Below are 15,799 nucleotides of genomic sequence, written 5' to 3' on the forward strand. Positions count from 1 at the left end.
GCAACGCTGACAGACCAGGATTAACACTGGCGCAACGCCGGGCAGTAAGTTAGTCTCTGACCCGATTGTCGGCATGATGCCAGTTTTCATGGAATTCTCGATACCGCGTATGAAAAAACATATACCTACTCTGCTGGCCACACTGATCGGCGCAGCCATTAGCCAGCAAGCCTTTGCCGACGATTTGATGTCGCAGTGTATGTTAGGCGTGCCGAGTTACAACCGCCCGCTGGTGAACGGTAATACGAACCAGCTGCCTGTCACTATTCACTCTGATGCCGCGAAAGGGAACTATCCCGATGATGCGGTCTTCACCGGCAATGTAAACATTGAGCAGGGCAACAGCCGTATGCAGGCGGATGAGGTTCAGCTTCATCAGCGTCAGCAGGATGGCCAGACTGCGCCAGTGCGTACCGTCGATGCCCTGGGTAATGTGCACTACGATGACAACCAGGTCATCCTGAAAGGTCCTAAAGCCTGGTCAAACCTCAACACCAAAGATACCAACGTCTGGAATGGTCAGTACCAGATGGTGGATCGTCAGGGACGCGGCACCGCCGATCAGATGAAGCTGCGCGGCGATAACCGCTACACGATTCTGGAAAATGGCTCCTTTACTTCCTGTCTGCCTGGCTCCAACAGCTGGAGCGTTGTGGGTTCAGAAGTGATCCAGGACCGTGAAGAAGAAGTGGCGGAGATCTGGAACGCCCGCTTTAAGCTCGGTTCCGTTCCGGTGTTCTACAGCCCCTACCTGCAGTTACCGATTGGCGATCGTCGCCGGTCCGGTTTCCTGATCCCGAACGCAAAATATGGCAGTAATAATGGCTTCGAGTTCATTCTGCCCTATTACTGGAACATCGCGCCGCAGGCCGATGCGACCATCACGCCGCACTACATCAGTAAGCGCGGCATGAAGTTTGAAAATGAATTCCGTTATCTGACCACGCTGGGTGCCGGTCTGATGGAATTCGACTACCTCGGCTCCGATAAACAGTACGACAACGACAAAGCGCTGCGCGGCATCGCCGAAAATGACAGCTCCGATCGCTGGCTCTTCTACTGGCGTCATGCGGGTGTTTATGACCAGCACTGGCGTTTCAGCGCGGACTACACCAAGGTCAGCGACAAATATTACTTCAACGATCTCGACTCGAAGTACTACAGCTCGACTGACAACTACGCCACGCAGAAATTCAGCATTGGCTATGCCGACACTAACTGGGACGCCACGCTCTCCACCAAAGATTTCCAGGTATTCGGCAATAACAGCAGCAATAACGTCTACCGCGCGATGCCGCAGCTGGACGTTAATCTCTATCAGAACGATATTGGCCCGTTTGATGGCCGGATCTATGCTCAGGCGGTGAAATTTACCAACGTCAGCGATCGCTATCCTGAAGCGACCCGTTTGCACATTGAGCCGACGCTGAACCTGCCGCTGTCAAACGGCTGGGCCAGTCTGGATACCGAAGCGAAGTTCCTGGCGACCCACTATCAGCAGACTGACGTTGATTACTATAACAACGCAGCCAATGGCCTCAGGGGTGATAAGAGCGGCGAACTGGATGAATCGGTCAACCGTACCCTGCCGCAGTTTAAAGTGGATGGACGGCTGGTGTTTGACCGCGATATGAACTCTGCTGCGGGCTATACCCAGACGCTGGAACCGCGCGTGCAGTACCTGTATATCCCGTATCGTAATCAGAGCAACATCTATCCCTACGACTCAACATTGCTGCAAACCGACTACACCGGTCTGTTCCGCGACCGTACTTATAGCGGGCTGGATCGCATCGCGTCAGCCAATGAAGTGGCTACCGGTGTCACCTCGCGTATTTATGATACCGATCTTGTTGAACGTTTTAACGTTTCTGTGGGTCAAATCTACTCGTTTACCCCTTCTCGTACTGGTGTGAATCAAACCAGTAAAGAAGATGATACCGGCAGCCTGATTTGGGCTGGTGATACATACTGGAAAATCAGCGATCGCTGGGGCGTCAGAGGTGGACTGCAATATGACACCAAACTCGACAACGTCTCCCAGGGCAATACCGTACTGGAATACCGTCGTGATGCCGACCGCATGGTACAGCTGAGCTACCGTTACAGCAGCCCGGAATATGTGGCAACGGCGCTGAATAACAGTGCGCTGGTGACAAATCCTATCTACAAAAACGGGATTTCACAGGTGGGCACTACGGCAAGCTGGCCGATTGCGGATGCATGGTCCGTGGTAGGTGCTTACTACTACGATACCCGCAACACGCGTCCGGCGTCGCAACTGGTTGGACTGCAATACAGCTCATGCTGTTACGCGATCCGGGTCGGTTACGAACGCAAAATTAACGGCTGGGAAAACAACGACAGTAAATATGACAACCAAATCTCATTCAACATTGAGCTGCGTGGCCTGAGTCCTAACTATGGCTTAGGCACCAACGATATGCTGCGTCAGGGCATTATTCCTTACCAGCCCGCTTTCTGATGTTGTGATGTTTGACAGGCAATCCCGCAGTGCGGAACCAACAATGGATAAAGTATGAAGAACTGGAGAATGCTGATTCTTGGTGTGGCAATCAGTGCCAACACCGCGTTCGCAGCACCACAAGTCGTTGATAAAGTTGCAGCCGTGGTCAATAACGGCGTGGTTCTTGAGAGTGACGTGGACGGCATGATGGGCACGGTTAAATCTCAGGCCCAGCAGGCAGGCCAGCAGTTGCCGGATGATAAAACGTTGCGCCATCAGATTCTGGAACGTCAGATCATGGACAACATCATTCTGCAGATGGGTGAAAAAGCAGGGATCCAGATCAGCGACGAGCAACTGGACCAGGCGATTCAGAACATTGCTGCGCAGAACCGCATGAGCCTTGATCAGCTGCGCAGCCGTCTGGCTTATGACGGCATGAACTACAGCGTTTATCGTTCTCAGATCCGTAAAGAGATGACCATTGCTGAAGTGCGCAATAACGAAGTGCGTCGTCGCGTCACCATTCTGCCGCAGGAAGTCGATACGCTGGCTGCTCAGATCGGCTCTCAGAACAGTCAGGGCACCGAACTGAACGTCAGCCATATTCTGCTGCCGCTGCCGGAAAACCCGACACAGCAGCAGGTTGATGAGCAGGAAACGCTGGCGAAACAGCTGGTTGGCGAGCTGAAAAATGGCGCTGACTTCGGCAAGATGGCCGTAACCTACTCTGCTGACTCTCAGGCGCTGAAAGGCGGCAATATGGGCTGGGGTAAAATCGAAGAGTTACCAACCCTGTTTGCGCAGGCGCTGGCGACCGCGAAAAAAGGCGATATTGTCGGCCCCGTTCGCTCAGGTGTCGGTTTCCATATCCTGAAAGTGAACGACCTGCGTGGCGAGAGCAAAAATGTCTCTGTCACCGAAGTGCATTCGCGTCACATTCTGCTGAAGCCATCGCCGATTCTCACGGATGAACAGGCACGCGCGCAGCTGGAACAGATCGCAGCTGACATCCGCAGCGGCAAAACCACTTTCGCCGCGGCGGCCAAACAGTACTCTGATGATCCGGGTTCGGCGAACCAGGGTGGCGATCTCGGCTGGACCTCTCCGGAAGTCTTTGATCCGGCGTTTCGTGACGCACTGCTGCGCCTGAAGAAAGGTCAGACGAGTCAGCCGGTCCACTCCTCTTTCGGCTGGCATCTGATTCAGTTGCTGGATACCCGTCAGGTGGATAAAACCGATGCAGCCCAGAAAGAGCGTGCTTACCGTATGCTGTTTAACCGTAAGTTCGCAGAAGAAGCACAGACCTGGATGCAGGAACAACGCGCCAGTGCCTACGTGAAGATTCTGGATGGCAATGCGCAGTAACGCCCGTGTAGTGATCACCCCCGGCGAACCTGCCGGGATTGGTCCCGATCTTACCGTTCAGCTGGCCCAGCAGTCGTGGCCGGTTGAACTGGTCGTCTGCGCCTCACCTGCCCTGTTGCAGCAGCGTGCGGCAAAACTCGGTTTACCGCTGACCCTGCGTCCCTATCAGCCTGGCGTGGCAGCATTGCCACAGCAGGCGGGTACACTGACTATCCTGCCTGTTGAAACGGCAGAGACGGTCACGCCCGGCGAGCTCTGCGTCGCCAACAGCGACTATGTATTGGCTACGCTGGCACGCGCCTGTGACGGTTGTCTCGACGGTGAATTTGCTGCCCTGATAACCGGCCCGGTACATAAAGGTGTTATTAATGATGCCGGTATTGCCTTCACCGGCCATACCGAATTCTTCGCCGATCGCGCAGGTGGCCATCGCGTAGTCATGATGCTGGCGACAGAAGCGTTGCGCGTCGCACTGGCGACTACGCATCTGCCGCTGAAAGATGTCCCCGCTGCGGTAACCCGCGACTGTCTGCATGAAGTGATCACGATTCTGCATCGCGATCTGCAGCAGAAATTTGCCATTGCCGAGCCGCATATTTACGTCTGTGGTCTTAACCCTCATGCGGGTGAAAGCGGCCATATGGGACGTGAAGAGATCGACACCATCACGCCGGCACTCAATGAACTGCGTCAGCAGGGCATTAAACTGACCGGCCCACTGCCTGCGGATACGCTGTTCCAGCCTAAATATCTGCAACATGCCGATGCGGTGCTGGCGATGTATCACGACCAGGGCCTGCCGGTACTGAAGTTTCAGGGGTTTGGCCGCGCGGTAAATATTACCCTGGGCCTGCCCTTTATCCGGACCTCCGTTGACCACGGCACCGCGCTTGAACTCGCCGGGCTGGGTCAGGCGGAACCGGGCAGCTTTATCACGGCGCTTAACCTCGCCATCACTATGATCAAGAGCAGTAATGAATAATCGCGTCCATCAGGGGCACTACGCCCGTAAACGTTTCGGGCAGAACTTCCTGAACGATCAGTACATTATCGACAGCATTGTCTCCGCCATTCATCCCCAGCGCGATGAAGCGCTGGTGGAGATCGGCCCTGGCCTCGGTGCCTTAACCGAGCCGGTGGGCGAACGCCTCGATAGCTTAACGGTGGTGGAGCTGGACCGCGATCTCGCGGCGCGTCTGCAAACGCATCCGTTCCTTGGCCCGAAACTGACCATCTTCCAGCAGGATGCCATGACCTTCGACTTCGCCGCGCTGGCGCAGGAGAGAGGCCAGCCGCTGCGGGTATTTGGTAACCTGCCTTACAATATTTCGACCCCGCTGATGTTCCACCTTTTCAGCTATACTGGTTCGATCAAAGATATGCACTTCATGCTGCAGAAAGAGGTGGTCAACCGTCTGGTTGCCGGTCCGGGCAGTAAAGCATATGGCCGTCTGACGGTGATGGCGCAATATTACTGCCAGGTTATTCCTGTGCTGGAAGTGCCGCCACACGCCTTCACGCCGCCACCGAAAGTGGACTCGGCCGTAGTGCGTCTGGTGCCCTTTGCCGAGCCGCCGCATCCGGTCAGCGACGTGCGTATCCTGAGCCGTATCACGACAGAAGCCTTTGGTCAGCGCCGTAAAACATTGCGCAACAGCCTGAGCCACATGGTGGCTGCCGGTGCACTGGAAGAGTTATCCATAGATCCAACCCTGCGTGCCGAGAACGTCTCTGTCGCGCAATATTGTCAGCTGGCAAACTGGCTGGCTAATCATCAGGGAAAATCGCAGGAGTAAGTCATGAGTGAAACGGCCCGCGTCTCCGTCCATGTGCAAAGCCAGTACGTTGCCTCACAATCCTCACCGGATGAGGATCGCTACGTCTTCGCCTATACCATTACGATACGCAATCTGGGCCGTTCCGCTGTGCAACTGCTGGGACGTTACTGGCTGATTACCAACGGTAACGGCCGCGAAACGGAAGTTCAGGGCGAAGGCGTGGTCGGTGAACAGCCGTTTATTGCGCCTGGTAATGAATTTCAGTACACCAGCGGTGCGGTGATCGAAACGCCGATGGGCACCATGCAGGGACATTACGTGATGGTCGACGATCAGGGCGATACCTTCCACGTCGAGATCCCGGTGTTCCGCCTCGCCATTCAGACCCACATTCACTGATTTTCACGCCTTTTGCCCGATACGTCGGGCACATTCCCGATGGATAAAACGTTATGAGCACATACCTGATTGGCGACGTCCATGGTTGCTACGATGAATTACGTGCCTTGCTGCAGCAGGTCGATTTCAATCCCGAGCAGGATACGCTGTGGCTGACCGGCGACCTGGTGGCGCGCGGTCCTGGCTCACTGGAGGTCCTGCGCTATGTGAAGTCACTGGGCGACGCCGTGCGCCTGGTGCTGGGCAACCACGATTTACATCTGCTGGCAGTCTATGCCGGGATCAGCCGTAACAAGCCTAAAGATCGTCTCACCACCCTGCTGGAAGCGGACGATGCAGACGAGCTGATCAACTGGCTGCGCCGCCAGCCGCTGTTACAGGTTGATGAAGAGAAAAAACTGGTGATGGGCCACGCCGGTATCACGCCGCAGTGGGATATTGAGACTGCGAAAAAGTGTGCACGTGAAGTTGAAGCGGTGCTCGCCAGCGACAGCTATCCGCTGTTCCTGGATGCCATGTATGGCGACATGCCGAACAACTGGAGTGAAGATCTGACTGGCCTGGCGCGTCTGCGCTTCAGCACCAATGCCTTTACCCGTATGCGTTACTGCTTCCCCAACGGCCAGCTGGACATGATCTGTAAAGATGCCCCTGAATCCGCCCTTCCGCCGCTGAAACCCTGGTTTAACATTGAGGGACCGGTCGCACGTGACTACACCATCGTGTTTGGTCACTGGGCTTCACTGGAAGGCAAAGGTACGCCAGAGGGGATTATCGGACTGGATACCGGCTGCTGCTGGGGCGGCGCGCTGACTCTGCTGCATTGGGAAGAGCAGCGCTATGTGGTTCAGCCCTCTAACCGCGAGAAAGCGCTCGACTCCAGCGACAGTCTGGCACCGCCTGCCTTATAACGGCGATGCTGGCCAGTCAGGCCAGCATCCTGTTTTATGCACCGATAATGCCGCCATCTTCGCGGGTGATCATGATCACCGACGAGCGTGGACGCGGGCTGTTATTGGGGAAGTGTGAGTCACCCTCTTCACCGGGATGCTGCACATTCACGAATAGCGTTTTGTAGTCGGGCGTGAAGGTAATACCGGTAAGCTCGCACGATTTGGGGCCGACCATAAACCGGCGGATCTCCCCACTGCCAGGATCCCCCACCAGCATCTGATTATTCCCCTGCCCCTGATAATCCTCTTTGTTACTGTACTTGCCATCGGTCAGGATCCACAAGCGCCCCTGCGCATCAAATCCCAGGCCATCCGGACTGTTGAAGGTGTTCTCCGCCGTGATATTAGGTGTGCCGCGATAGATCCCCTCGGGATGCGCTATCGGGTTGCCGCACAACGCATAGATATCCCACTCAAAGGTCTGTGCCGTAGCATCGCCCTTCTCATCCCAGCGGATAATCTGACCGTAGATATTTTTGGGCCGCGGATTCGCCGCATTGACCGGCATGCCCTCATTGCCGCGCTTATTGTTGTTGGTCAGCGTGCAATAGGCACGGCCATCGTGCGGGTTAACGGCAATCCACTCGGGCCGGTCCATCCGCGTGGCGTTAACCACGTCGGCCGCAGCACGCGCATTGATCAGGACATCTGCCTGGCTGTTAAACCCCTTTTCCGGGGTGAGTCCATTTTCACCCCACTTCAGTGGCAGCCAGCGCCCGGTGCCTTTCAGCGGTGTACCCTGCGCATCGCCGTTGAACTGCGCCACATAGAGCGTGCCTTTATCCAGCAATCCCTGACTGGCTTTGGCATCATCCGGGATGACTTTGTCGTCGGAGACATATTTATAGATATATTCGCCGCGCTCATCGTCGCCCATGTAAACCACCAGTTGCCCGGTTTTCGCGACCGTCACAGCCGCGTTCTCGTGCTTAAAGCGGCCCAGCGCGGTACGTTTGACCGGCACGGCGTGAGGATCAAAGGGATCGATCTCGACAATCCAGCCGTGGCGATTAAATTCGTTGGGATTTTTCGCGATATCGAAGCGGGGATCAAAGTCAGACCAGTTGCGCTCCGGCTCGGCAGCATTCAGGGTGTAACGCTTCTGCTGTGGGGTCGGGGTAAAGTCTGCCTGATGAGTGCCAAAATAGGTGTCGTAGTTCTCTTCACAGGTGAGATAAGTGCCCCACGGCGTTTTACCGTTGGCGCAGTTACCAAAGGTGCCCAGGACATGCATTCCCTGCGGGTCGGCGGCGGTCTTCAGCGCGTTATCACCTGCGGCCGGGCCGGAAAACCGCATAGGCGTATTGGCAGTAATGCGGCGGTTGTAGTCAGAAGGACGTACTACCTGCCAGCGATTATCGTCGCCCCGCTTCACTTCAACGATGGAGACGCCGTGTGCCGCCTGTGACTTCTTCACATCTTCCAGGCTGGTCGCTTTGCTGCCGCCGTGGGCAAATAGCGTCGGCTCGTTCACGTATTCATTGTTAATCGCCATCACGCCTCGCTGGTCATCGATCGCGAAAAAGCTCATCCCATCGTTGTTGTCACCGAACTGCTTTTCCTGATCTTCCGCGCTATTGTTGCCGTGCGGATCAAACGCGGCCGCGCCATTCACCAGCGGATCCCCCCAGGAGATCAACACATCTGCACGATAGCCCGGTGCGACCACAACCTCATCGGCGGTTGACGCGGCAATCGCCTGAAAGCCCAGCAGCAGACTGCCCGCGGGCTTCTCCTGCGCCAGTACGCTTCCTGAAAGCGTGAGGCTGCCGCTGAGAAAGCCGGTCAGCCCGATCGCGCCGGAACCGGCAAGAAATTTACGGCGATATGGATCACGAAGGCGGTCAGTGCTTAAGGCGGAGAGTTCGGTTTTCATTATTGATTGCTTCCTTTATGACGATCCCAGAAAAGAAGCAATGCTAATAAATAGAGATGACAGCCAGGTTACAGCCAGGCGGGAAGAGGATTAACGGCGACGGTCGAGGATCTCAAAACAGTAGCTGTGAGAGTTCTGCTCATCAGCGTCGTGGAATTCGCTGAACGTGGACTGCCATTCGTCCGGCTCGTAATCCGGGAACTGCGTATCACCTTCTACTTCCGCATCAATGTGCGTCAGATAGAGACGATCGGCACGCTTAAGCATCTGCTCATAGACACGTCCACCGCCAATCACCATGATCTCTTCTGCATCACCGGCTGCCTGTAACGCCTCATCCAGCGACGTAACCCAGGTCACGCCTTCTGTGGTGCCTGGCTTACTGCTGACAACGATGTTCAGTCGGCCAGGTAACGGACGGCCAATGGATTCAAAGGTCAGTCGCCCCATAATCACCGGTTTCTTCAGCGTATTGCGCTTGAACCACGCCAGATCTGCAGGCAGGTCCCACGGCATGGCGTTCTCCATTCCAATAATGCGATCTGCTGCTAATGCCGCGATAAGACTAATCATGTTAACCACTCACTGAAAAAAATTGGCGCCATGATACGTAAAGGTGAAACTTTCGTCGATAGGAGGGAAGGTCTATTTGCGTAAAGCTTTTCATGACACCGTTTTTCGCGGCCTGTGCAGCGTTTTTCACCGCGTAATCGCGTCAGTTTGCCGCAGCACGCCAGCGATTTGCCTCAGGCTGGCACAAAAAGCGTGCGTAAAAGAAAACGGCTCCCGGAGGAGCCGTCAGATTTATCAGAAGTCGTAGCGCAGACGCACCAGATTCATATCACCCAGGTTATCGGTGCTTGAGGTAAAGACATGTTCGTAATCAACACGGAAACCGTAGTCGAGGAACAGCGTCACACCCAGACCGTTGTCGATGCGCTGGTAATCACGGCCAGTCGCATACTCAATGCGGTCACCCATGACATAAGGCTGGACGGCTTTCAGACCGTACTGCGCCACCGGGATTTTGTAACCGGCGAAATATTCAATGCCCCATGCATCGCCAGCAAAGTAATCATGCACATCTTTGCGTTTGGTGGTCATGAAGTTCTGATACCAGCCACCACCGGCTGACAGCGTCCAGTTGCCTGGTGTCCAGCTCAGTGCGGTACCGTAGATGTTCTGGTCGTAATCGCGGCTGTCGCCGTTGTTCGGATTACGCATCGCCGCGCGGGTGTAGTTCCACGCCGTGCCCCAGCTCAAATCCTCAGTGATGTGGTAATCCACGCCCAGTGAGCCGCCGCCTTTACGCTTATAGCGCAGGCCATTGCCTGGCAGATACTCGTTATCTTCGAACAGATAAGAAGCGTAGATATCCGCGTCGCCGAAGCTGTTTTTGTACTTCAGCTGCTTACGTGAACGGTAAGATCCGTCGTAGTCGCCATTAATACCGTTGCCCGGGGCCTGGCCGACCATATCGTAATCCCAGATATCGGTTTTCGCGCCTACGGTGTCATAGTAAACGCTGTTCTGCTGACCGAAGGTCAGCTGGCCCCAGGTCTTGCTTTTCAGACCGGTGTAAAGCTGGCGACGCGTAGTGTTATTGGCACCATCGGCATAGTGACGATCCCAGCTGAAGACCGCCGGAATATTCACGCCCAGCTCGTAATAGCTGGTCCAGCTCACGTCATCAAACAGGTAGTAGTCAGCGCCAAAACGGAAACGGGTGCCACCATCAAAACCGTCGCGCTTGTAAGATTTGTCATCCACGCCGGTCTGATGATTGACCTGAGCACGGATGCTGCCGCCAACATTCAGGGTAAGGCGGCTAAGTGGATCGCCTGCCTGCGGATCCTGTTTTAACAGGGTAATTTCCGCCTGGCTGGCGAAAGGAAGAGTAACCATCAGTGCAGCCACTGCACTCAGAGAAAAAGTACGCATTTTCATTTTTTATTTATGTCCTGATACGCTCCAGTGATGAGCGGCAGGCATAGTACTGGCGAAAAATCCGTACAGGAAGTGTTTATCTTATAAATTTGTGCGAATCGGCGTCATTCGCACCTAAAGCTAAAAAATTAAGCCAAATCAGTCACTTTAACGCAAACTCCAGCCTATCACTGGACCTGACTTTCGGATTATCGCCAGAGAAGTGGCAAAAAAAACGGCTCCCGGAGGAGCCGTTTTTCACACAACATTACCTTACATCGCCTTTATCTGGGCATGCATCTCCTGAACGGAGATAACCTGTTCCGTCGGGTCAGCATTCAGCGCCATCGCAGTCGCGAAGCCACCGTTCAGCGTGGTATCGTAGTGCACTTTATACTGCAGTGCGCTGCGGCGAATCAGCTTCGAATCTTCAATCGCCTGACGACCTGCCGTAGTATTGACGATGTAGCTATACTCGCCATTCTTCAGGCGGTCCTGAATGTGTGGACGACCTTCATGTACCTTGTTAACCAGGCGCGGATTGATGCCCGCTTCGCCCAGCACCACTGCCGTGCCGTGAGTTGCATCCAGTTCAAAACCAAACTTCTGCAGCTTCGCGGCCAGGTCGACGATACGTTTCTTGTCGCCTTCACGCACCGACAGCAGCGCACGGCCCGACTTCTTCATGTTGCTCTGTGCACCCAGCATCGCTTTGGAGAATGCCTCAGCGAACGTGCGGCCCACGCCCATGACTTCACCGGTAGAGCGCATTTCCGGGCCCAGAATCGGGTCAACGCCCTGGAACTTGTTGAATGGCAGCACCACTTCTTTAACTGAGTAGTAAGGCGGGATCACCTCTTCCGTCACGCCCTGCTCTGCCAGTGTTTTACCTGCCATCACGCGTGCAGCCACTTTCGCCAGCGGTACACCAGTCGCTTTAGAGACGAACGGAACGGTACGCGCCGCACGTGGGTTCACTTCGATCAGATAGACTTCGTTGTCTTTCACCGCGAACTGGACGTTCATCAGGCCACGAACGTTCAGCTCAAACGCCAGTTTCTCAACCTGCTGGCGCATCACGTTCTGAATCTCCTGATTCAGCGTGTAGGCCGGCAGTGAACAGGCGGAGTCACCGGAGTGAACACCAGCCTGCTCGATATGTTCCATAATGCCGCCAATCAGCACCCGCTCACCGTCGCAAATCGCATCCACATCGACTTCAACCGCATCATCCAGGAAGCGATCAAGCAGTACCGGCGCATCGTTGGAAACGGAGACTGCCGTCTGGAAGTAGCGTCTTAGGTCGATCTCGTCGTAAACGATCTCCATGGCACGGCCACCCAGTACATAAGAAGGACGCACCACCAGCGGATAACCCAGGCCAGCGGCTTTCTCGACTGCCTGCTCCAGCGTCGCGACCGTGGCGTTAGCCGGTTGCTTCAGTTTCAGGCGATCAACCGCCTGCTGGAAACGCTCACGGTCTTCGGCACGGTCAATGGAATCCGGGCTGGTGCCGATAACCGGTACGCCTGCGGCTTCCAGCGCACGCGCCAGTTTCAGCGGGGTCTGACCGCCATACTGTACGATGACGCCTTTTGGCTGCTCAATGCGGACAATCTCCAGCACGTCTTCCAGCGTGACCGGCTCAAAGTAGAGGCGGTCAGAGGTGTCGTAATCGGTCGAGACCGTTTCCGGGTTACAGTTCACCATAATGGTCTGGTAACCATCTTCACGCAGCGCCAGAGCGGCATGAACACAGCAGTAGTCGAATTCGATACCCTGACCGATACGGTTTGGTCCACCACCCAGAATCATGATTTTTTCGCGATCCGGACTCGGGTTGGCTTCGCACTCCTCCTCATAGGTGGAGTACATGTAAGCGGTATCCGTCGCGAACTCGGCAGCACAGGTATCGACACGCTTATAAACCGGGTGCAGGTTAAACTGCTGACGCAGCTTGCGGATTTCGCTCTCAGCCACACCTGCCAGCGTCGCCAGTCGCGCATCGGCAAAGCCTTTGCGCTTCAGGGTACGCAGGAACGTGGCATCCAGGCTATTCACCCCTTCGCTTGCCACCTGATCTTCCAGCCGTACCAGCTCTTCAATCTGCACCAGGAACCAGCGGTCAATGTTGGTCAGGTTGAACACACCATCAACCGACATGCCAGCGCGGAAAGCGTCCGCGATGTACCAGATGCGGTCTGAACCGGCATCTTTCAGCTCGCGGCGGATGCGGGTTAACGCTTCCGGATCGTCGAGGTGCACTTTCGGGTCAAAACCGTTAGCGCCCACTTCCAGGCCGCGCAGCGCTTTCTGCATGGATTCCTGGAATGTGCGGCCAATTGCCATCACTTCACCCACCGACTTCATCTGCGTAGTCAGGCGATCGTTGGCACCGGCAAATTTCTCAAAGTTGAAACGTGGGATCTTGGTGACAACGTAGTCGATTGACGGCTCAAACGAGGCCGGTGTTAAACCACCAGTGATATCGTTCATCAGCTCGTCGAGCGTGTAGCCGACCGCCAGTTTGGCCGCCACTTTCGCAATCGGGAAGCCAGTCGCTTTTGACGCCAGCGCCGAGGAGCGCGACACGCGTGGGTTCATCTCAATGACAATCAGGCGACCATCTTTCGGGTTAACGGAGAACTGCACGTTGGAGCCGCCGGTTTCAACACCGATTTCACGCAGTACCGCCAGCGAGGCGTTACGCATGATCTGATACTCTTTGTCGGTCAGCGTCTGGGCAGGTGCGACCGTGATGGAGTCACCCGTGTGGATCCCCATCGCGTCGAAGTTTTCAATGGAGCAGACGATGATGCAGTTGTCGTTCTTATCGCGCACGACTTCCATTTCATACTCTTTCCAGCCAATCAGCGACTCATCAATCAGCAGCTCATTGGTTGGTGAGAGATCGAGACCGCGTTCGCAAATCTCTTCAAACTCTTCGCGGTTATAGGCGATGCCGCCACCCGTGCCGCCCATGGTAAAGGAGGGACGGATGATGCACGGGAAGCCAACATCTTCTGCCACGGCCAGCGCTTCTTCCATGGTGTGCGCAATACCGGAGCGGGCGGTATCCAGACCGATGCTTTTCATTGCCACGTCGAAACGACGGCGATCTTCCGCTTTGTCGATGGCATCAGCGGTCGCGCCAATCATGGTGACGCCAAACTCTTCCAGCACGCCATGACGCTCCAGCTCCAGCGCGCAGTTTAGCGCCGTCTGACCGCCCATTGTGGGCAGAACCGCGTCCGGGCGCTCTTTTTCGATGATTTTGCGCACCACTTCCCAGTGAATCGGCTCAATGTAGGTTGCATCGGCCATTTCGGGGTCAGTCATAATCGTCGCCGGGTTAGAGTTCACCAGAATAACGCGGTAGCCCTCTTCACGCAGCGCCTTACACGCCTGCGCACCGGAATAGTCAAATTCGCAGGCCTGGCCGATCACAATCGGACCGGCACCAAGAATCAGGATGGATTTTAGGTCTGTACGTTTTGGCATGAATTAGCTCCTGATTACTTCGCTTGCAGACGGAATGCGTCAATCAATTCAATAAAGTGGTCAAACAGCGGCGCAGCATCACCCGGTCCCGGACTGGCTTCCGGATGCCCCTGGAAGCTGAATGCAGGCTTGTCAGTGCGATGAATGCCCTGCACGGTTTTATCGAACAGCGAAATGTGGGTCACACGCAGATTCGCGGGCAGATTGTTCTCATCAACCGCAAAACCGTGGTTCTGTGCGGTGATCATGACGCGATTGTTTTCGAGATCTTTCACCGGATGGTTGCCGCCGTGGTGGCCGAGTTTCATCTTCACGGTCTTAGCACCGCTGGCCAGCGCCAGCAACTGGTGGCCCAGGCAGATACCGAACACCGGGATCTCGGTTTTCAGGAAGGCCTGAATGGCGCTGATAGCGTAGTCGCACGGTTCCGGGTCACCCGGACCGTTGGAGAGGAAAATGCCATCCGGATTCAGTTTCAGGACCTCTTCGGCAGGTGTCTGTGCCGGAACCACGGTCAGACGGCAGCCGCGATCGACCAGCATGCGCAGGATATTGCGCTTAGCACCGTAGTCGTAAGCCACTACATGGTAAGGCAGCGACTCCGCAGCAGCCTGCTCTGGCAGACCTGCGTCCAGCGTCCAGCTGCCCTGCTGCCAGCTGTAAGTCTCCGTGGTGCAGACCTCTTTCGCCAGGTCCATTCCTTTCAGTCCCGGGAACGCCTGGGCTTTTTGCAGCGCCAGCGCAGCATCCGGATTGTCGCCGGCAATAATGCAGCCATTCTGCGCCCCCTTCTCACGCAGCAAGCGCGTCAGCTTGCGGGTATCAATATCGGCAATCGCCACGATGTTGTTGCGCTGCAGGTAAGCAGATAAGCCTTCTTCGCTACGGAAGTTGCTGGCAATCAGTGGCAGGTCACGAATAACCAGGCCCTGCGCATGAATCTGGCTGGATTCTTCGTCGGCGGCATTGGCACCGACATTACCGATATGGGGATAAGTGAGAGTGACGATTTGGCGGGAATAGGAAGGATCAGTGAGGATTTCTTGATAACCGGTCATTGAAGTGTTGAAAACGACTTCTCCCACTGCCGATCCTGTTGCCCCGATGGCCCGACCGTGGAATTGGGTTCCGTCTTCCAGAACCAGGATTGCTGACTTGATCAAAACATCCTCCAGGGAATAAACAGTCAATATATCTGCATATTAATTCAAAATAGCCGCCTGAATCAATGCAAAAACCGCCTGAATTGTCGATTTTTGGCAAATTGCGCGCATTCTAATGATCGCCCTGGTCATTGTCTACCCTGTTGCGGGATTTTTTAATGATTATCTGCCTTATGAGGGAAAAATCAGGCATAAGCGGTAAAAAGAGGATAAAACCTGGCGGAATAATCGTTTGCCATGCAGCCTAAAAACGAAACCAGCGCAGCAGGGCCTTTATTTTTGACCAAATGGTCAAAAATGGCGTTTAGCCGGGCTGACAAAACCAAAAAACCAATACAAATAAGCATCAGATAGGTATTTTACATCAG

At 55.2% G+C, this 15,799-nt stretch carries 11 protein-coding genes; 6 read left to right on the forward strand and 5 right to left on the reverse strand.

All coding sequences use genetic code 11. The annotated features are described in order from the left end of the window. Window positions 1–109: 109 nt before the first annotated feature. The 6 genes from lptD to apaH are packed head-to-tail and all read left to right on the forward strand — an operon-like array spanning window position 110 to window position 6,923. Window positions 110–2,485 carry an LPS assembly protein LptD gene (lptD, locus tag F3I20_RS16960; protein WP_150010863.1) on the forward strand — a complete coding sequence of 792 codons (2,376 nt, stop codon included), beginning with the start codon at window positions 110–112 and terminating at the stop codon, window positions 2,483–2,485. Window positions 2,486–2,539: 54 nt separating this feature from the next. Next, on the forward strand, window positions 2,540–3,835 hold the full coding sequence (gene surA, locus F3I20_RS16965) for a peptidylprolyl isomerase SurA (RefSeq protein WP_150010865.1): 1,296 nt from the start codon (window positions 2,540–2,542) through the stop codon (window positions 3,833–3,835). After that, window positions 3,825–4,817, forward strand: coding sequence for a 4-hydroxythreonine-4-phosphate dehydrogenase PdxA (pdxA, locus tag F3I20_RS16970; RefSeq protein WP_150010867.1), 993 nt, complete (start codon window positions 3,825–3,827; stop codon window positions 4,815–4,817). Before surA ends, pdxA begins: the two co-directional genes overlap by 11 nt. Then, window positions 4,810–5,631 (forward strand): 16S rRNA (adenine(1518)-N(6)/adenine(1519)-N(6))-dimethyltransferase RsmA, encoded by an 822-nt coding sequence (rsmA, locus tag F3I20_RS16975; protein ID WP_150010869.1) that lies wholly within the window; start codon window positions 4,810–4,812, stop codon window positions 5,629–5,631. Before pdxA ends, rsmA begins: the two co-directional genes overlap by 8 nt. A gap of 3 nt (window positions 5,632–5,634) precedes the next feature. Next, complete coding sequence (gene apaG / locus F3I20_RS16980; protein ID WP_150010871.1) at window positions 5,635–6,012, forward strand: Co2+/Mg2+ efflux facilitator ApaG/CorD; 378 nt, start codon at window positions 5,635–5,637, stop codon at window positions 6,010–6,012. 53 nt (window positions 6,013–6,065) lie between these two features. Beyond that, entirely contained in the window at window positions 6,066–6,923 is an 858-nt protein-coding gene (gene apaH, locus F3I20_RS16985) for a bis(5'-nucleosyl)-tetraphosphatase (symmetrical) ApaH (RefSeq protein WP_150010873.1), read from the forward strand. Window positions 6,924–6,957: 34 nt separating this feature from the next. On the opposite strand, the gene F3I20_RS16990 is transcribed toward apaH, so the two are convergent. The 5 genes from F3I20_RS16990 to carA form a co-directional block, all read right to left on the reverse strand. Next, entirely contained in the window at window positions 6,958–8,841 is a 1,884-nt protein-coding gene (locus tag F3I20_RS16990) for a PhoX family protein (RefSeq protein ID WP_150037635.1), read from the reverse strand. A 90-nt stretch (window positions 8,842–8,931) separates the two neighbouring features. Then, a complete protein-coding gene (folA, locus tag F3I20_RS16995) occupies window positions 8,932–9,414 on the reverse strand; it encodes a type 3 dihydrofolate reductase (RefSeq protein ID WP_013356735.1) in 483 nt (160 codons plus the stop codon). A 234-nt stretch (window positions 9,415–9,648) separates the two neighbouring features. Then, a complete protein-coding gene (locus F3I20_RS17000; RefSeq protein WP_150010877.1) occupies window positions 9,649–10,788 on the reverse strand; it encodes a porin in 1,140 nt (379 codons plus the stop codon). 252 nt (window positions 10,789–11,040) lie between these two features. After that, window positions 11,041–14,268, reverse strand: coding sequence for a carbamoyl-phosphate synthase large subunit (gene carB, locus F3I20_RS17005; protein ID WP_013356733.1), 3,228 nt, complete (start codon window positions 14,266–14,268; stop codon window positions 11,041–11,043). Between the two features lie 14 nt (window positions 14,269–14,282). Next, a complete protein-coding gene (gene carA, locus F3I20_RS17010) occupies window positions 14,283–15,431 on the reverse strand; it encodes a glutamine-hydrolyzing carbamoyl-phosphate synthase small subunit (protein WP_033731511.1) in 1,149 nt (382 codons plus the stop codon). Window positions 15,432–15,799 lie beyond the last annotated feature (368 nt).

The sequence above is a fragment of the Candidatus Pantoea gossypiicola genome (assembly GCF_008632075.1).
GTDB lineage: Bacteria > Pseudomonadota > Gammaproteobacteria > Enterobacterales > Enterobacteriaceae > Pantoea > Pantoea gossypiicola.

Excerpts from the sequence above, each read along its gene's own strand:
- lptD (WP_150010863.1), top strand. The coding sequence starts at position 110 with ATGAAAAAACATATACCTACTCTGCTGGCCACACTGATCGGCGCAGCC.
- surA (WP_150010865.1), top strand. The coding sequence starts at position 2,540 with ATGAAGAACTGGAGAATGCTGATTCTTGGTGTGGCAATCAGTGCCAAC.
- pdxA (WP_150010867.1), top strand. The coding sequence starts at position 3,825 with ATGCGCAGTAACGCCCGTGTAGTGATCACCCCCGGCGAACCTGCCGGG.
- rsmA (WP_150010869.1), top strand. The coding sequence starts at position 4,810 with ATGAATAATCGCGTCCATCAGGGGCACTACGCCCGTAAACGTTTCGGG.
- apaG (WP_150010871.1), top strand. The coding sequence starts at position 5,635 with ATGAGTGAAACGGCCCGCGTCTCCGTCCATGTGCAAAGCCAGTACGTT.
- apaH (WP_150010873.1), top strand. The coding sequence starts at position 6,066 with ATGAGCACATACCTGATTGGCGACGTCCATGGTTGCTACGATGAATTA.
- F3I20_RS16990 (WP_150037635.1), bottom strand. The coding sequence starts at position 8,841 with ATGAAAACCGAACTCTCCGCCTTAAGCACTGACCGCCTTCGTGATCCA.
- folA (WP_013356735.1), bottom strand. The coding sequence starts at position 9,414 with ATGATTAGTCTTATCGCGGCATTAGCAGCAGATCGCATTATTGGAATG.
- F3I20_RS17000 (WP_150010877.1), bottom strand. The coding sequence starts at position 10,788 with ATGAAAATGCGTACTTTTTCTCTGAGTGCAGTGGCTGCACTGATGGTT.
- carB (WP_013356733.1), bottom strand. The coding sequence starts at position 14,268 with ATGCCAAAACGTACAGACCTAAAATCCATCCTGATTCTTGGTGCCGGT.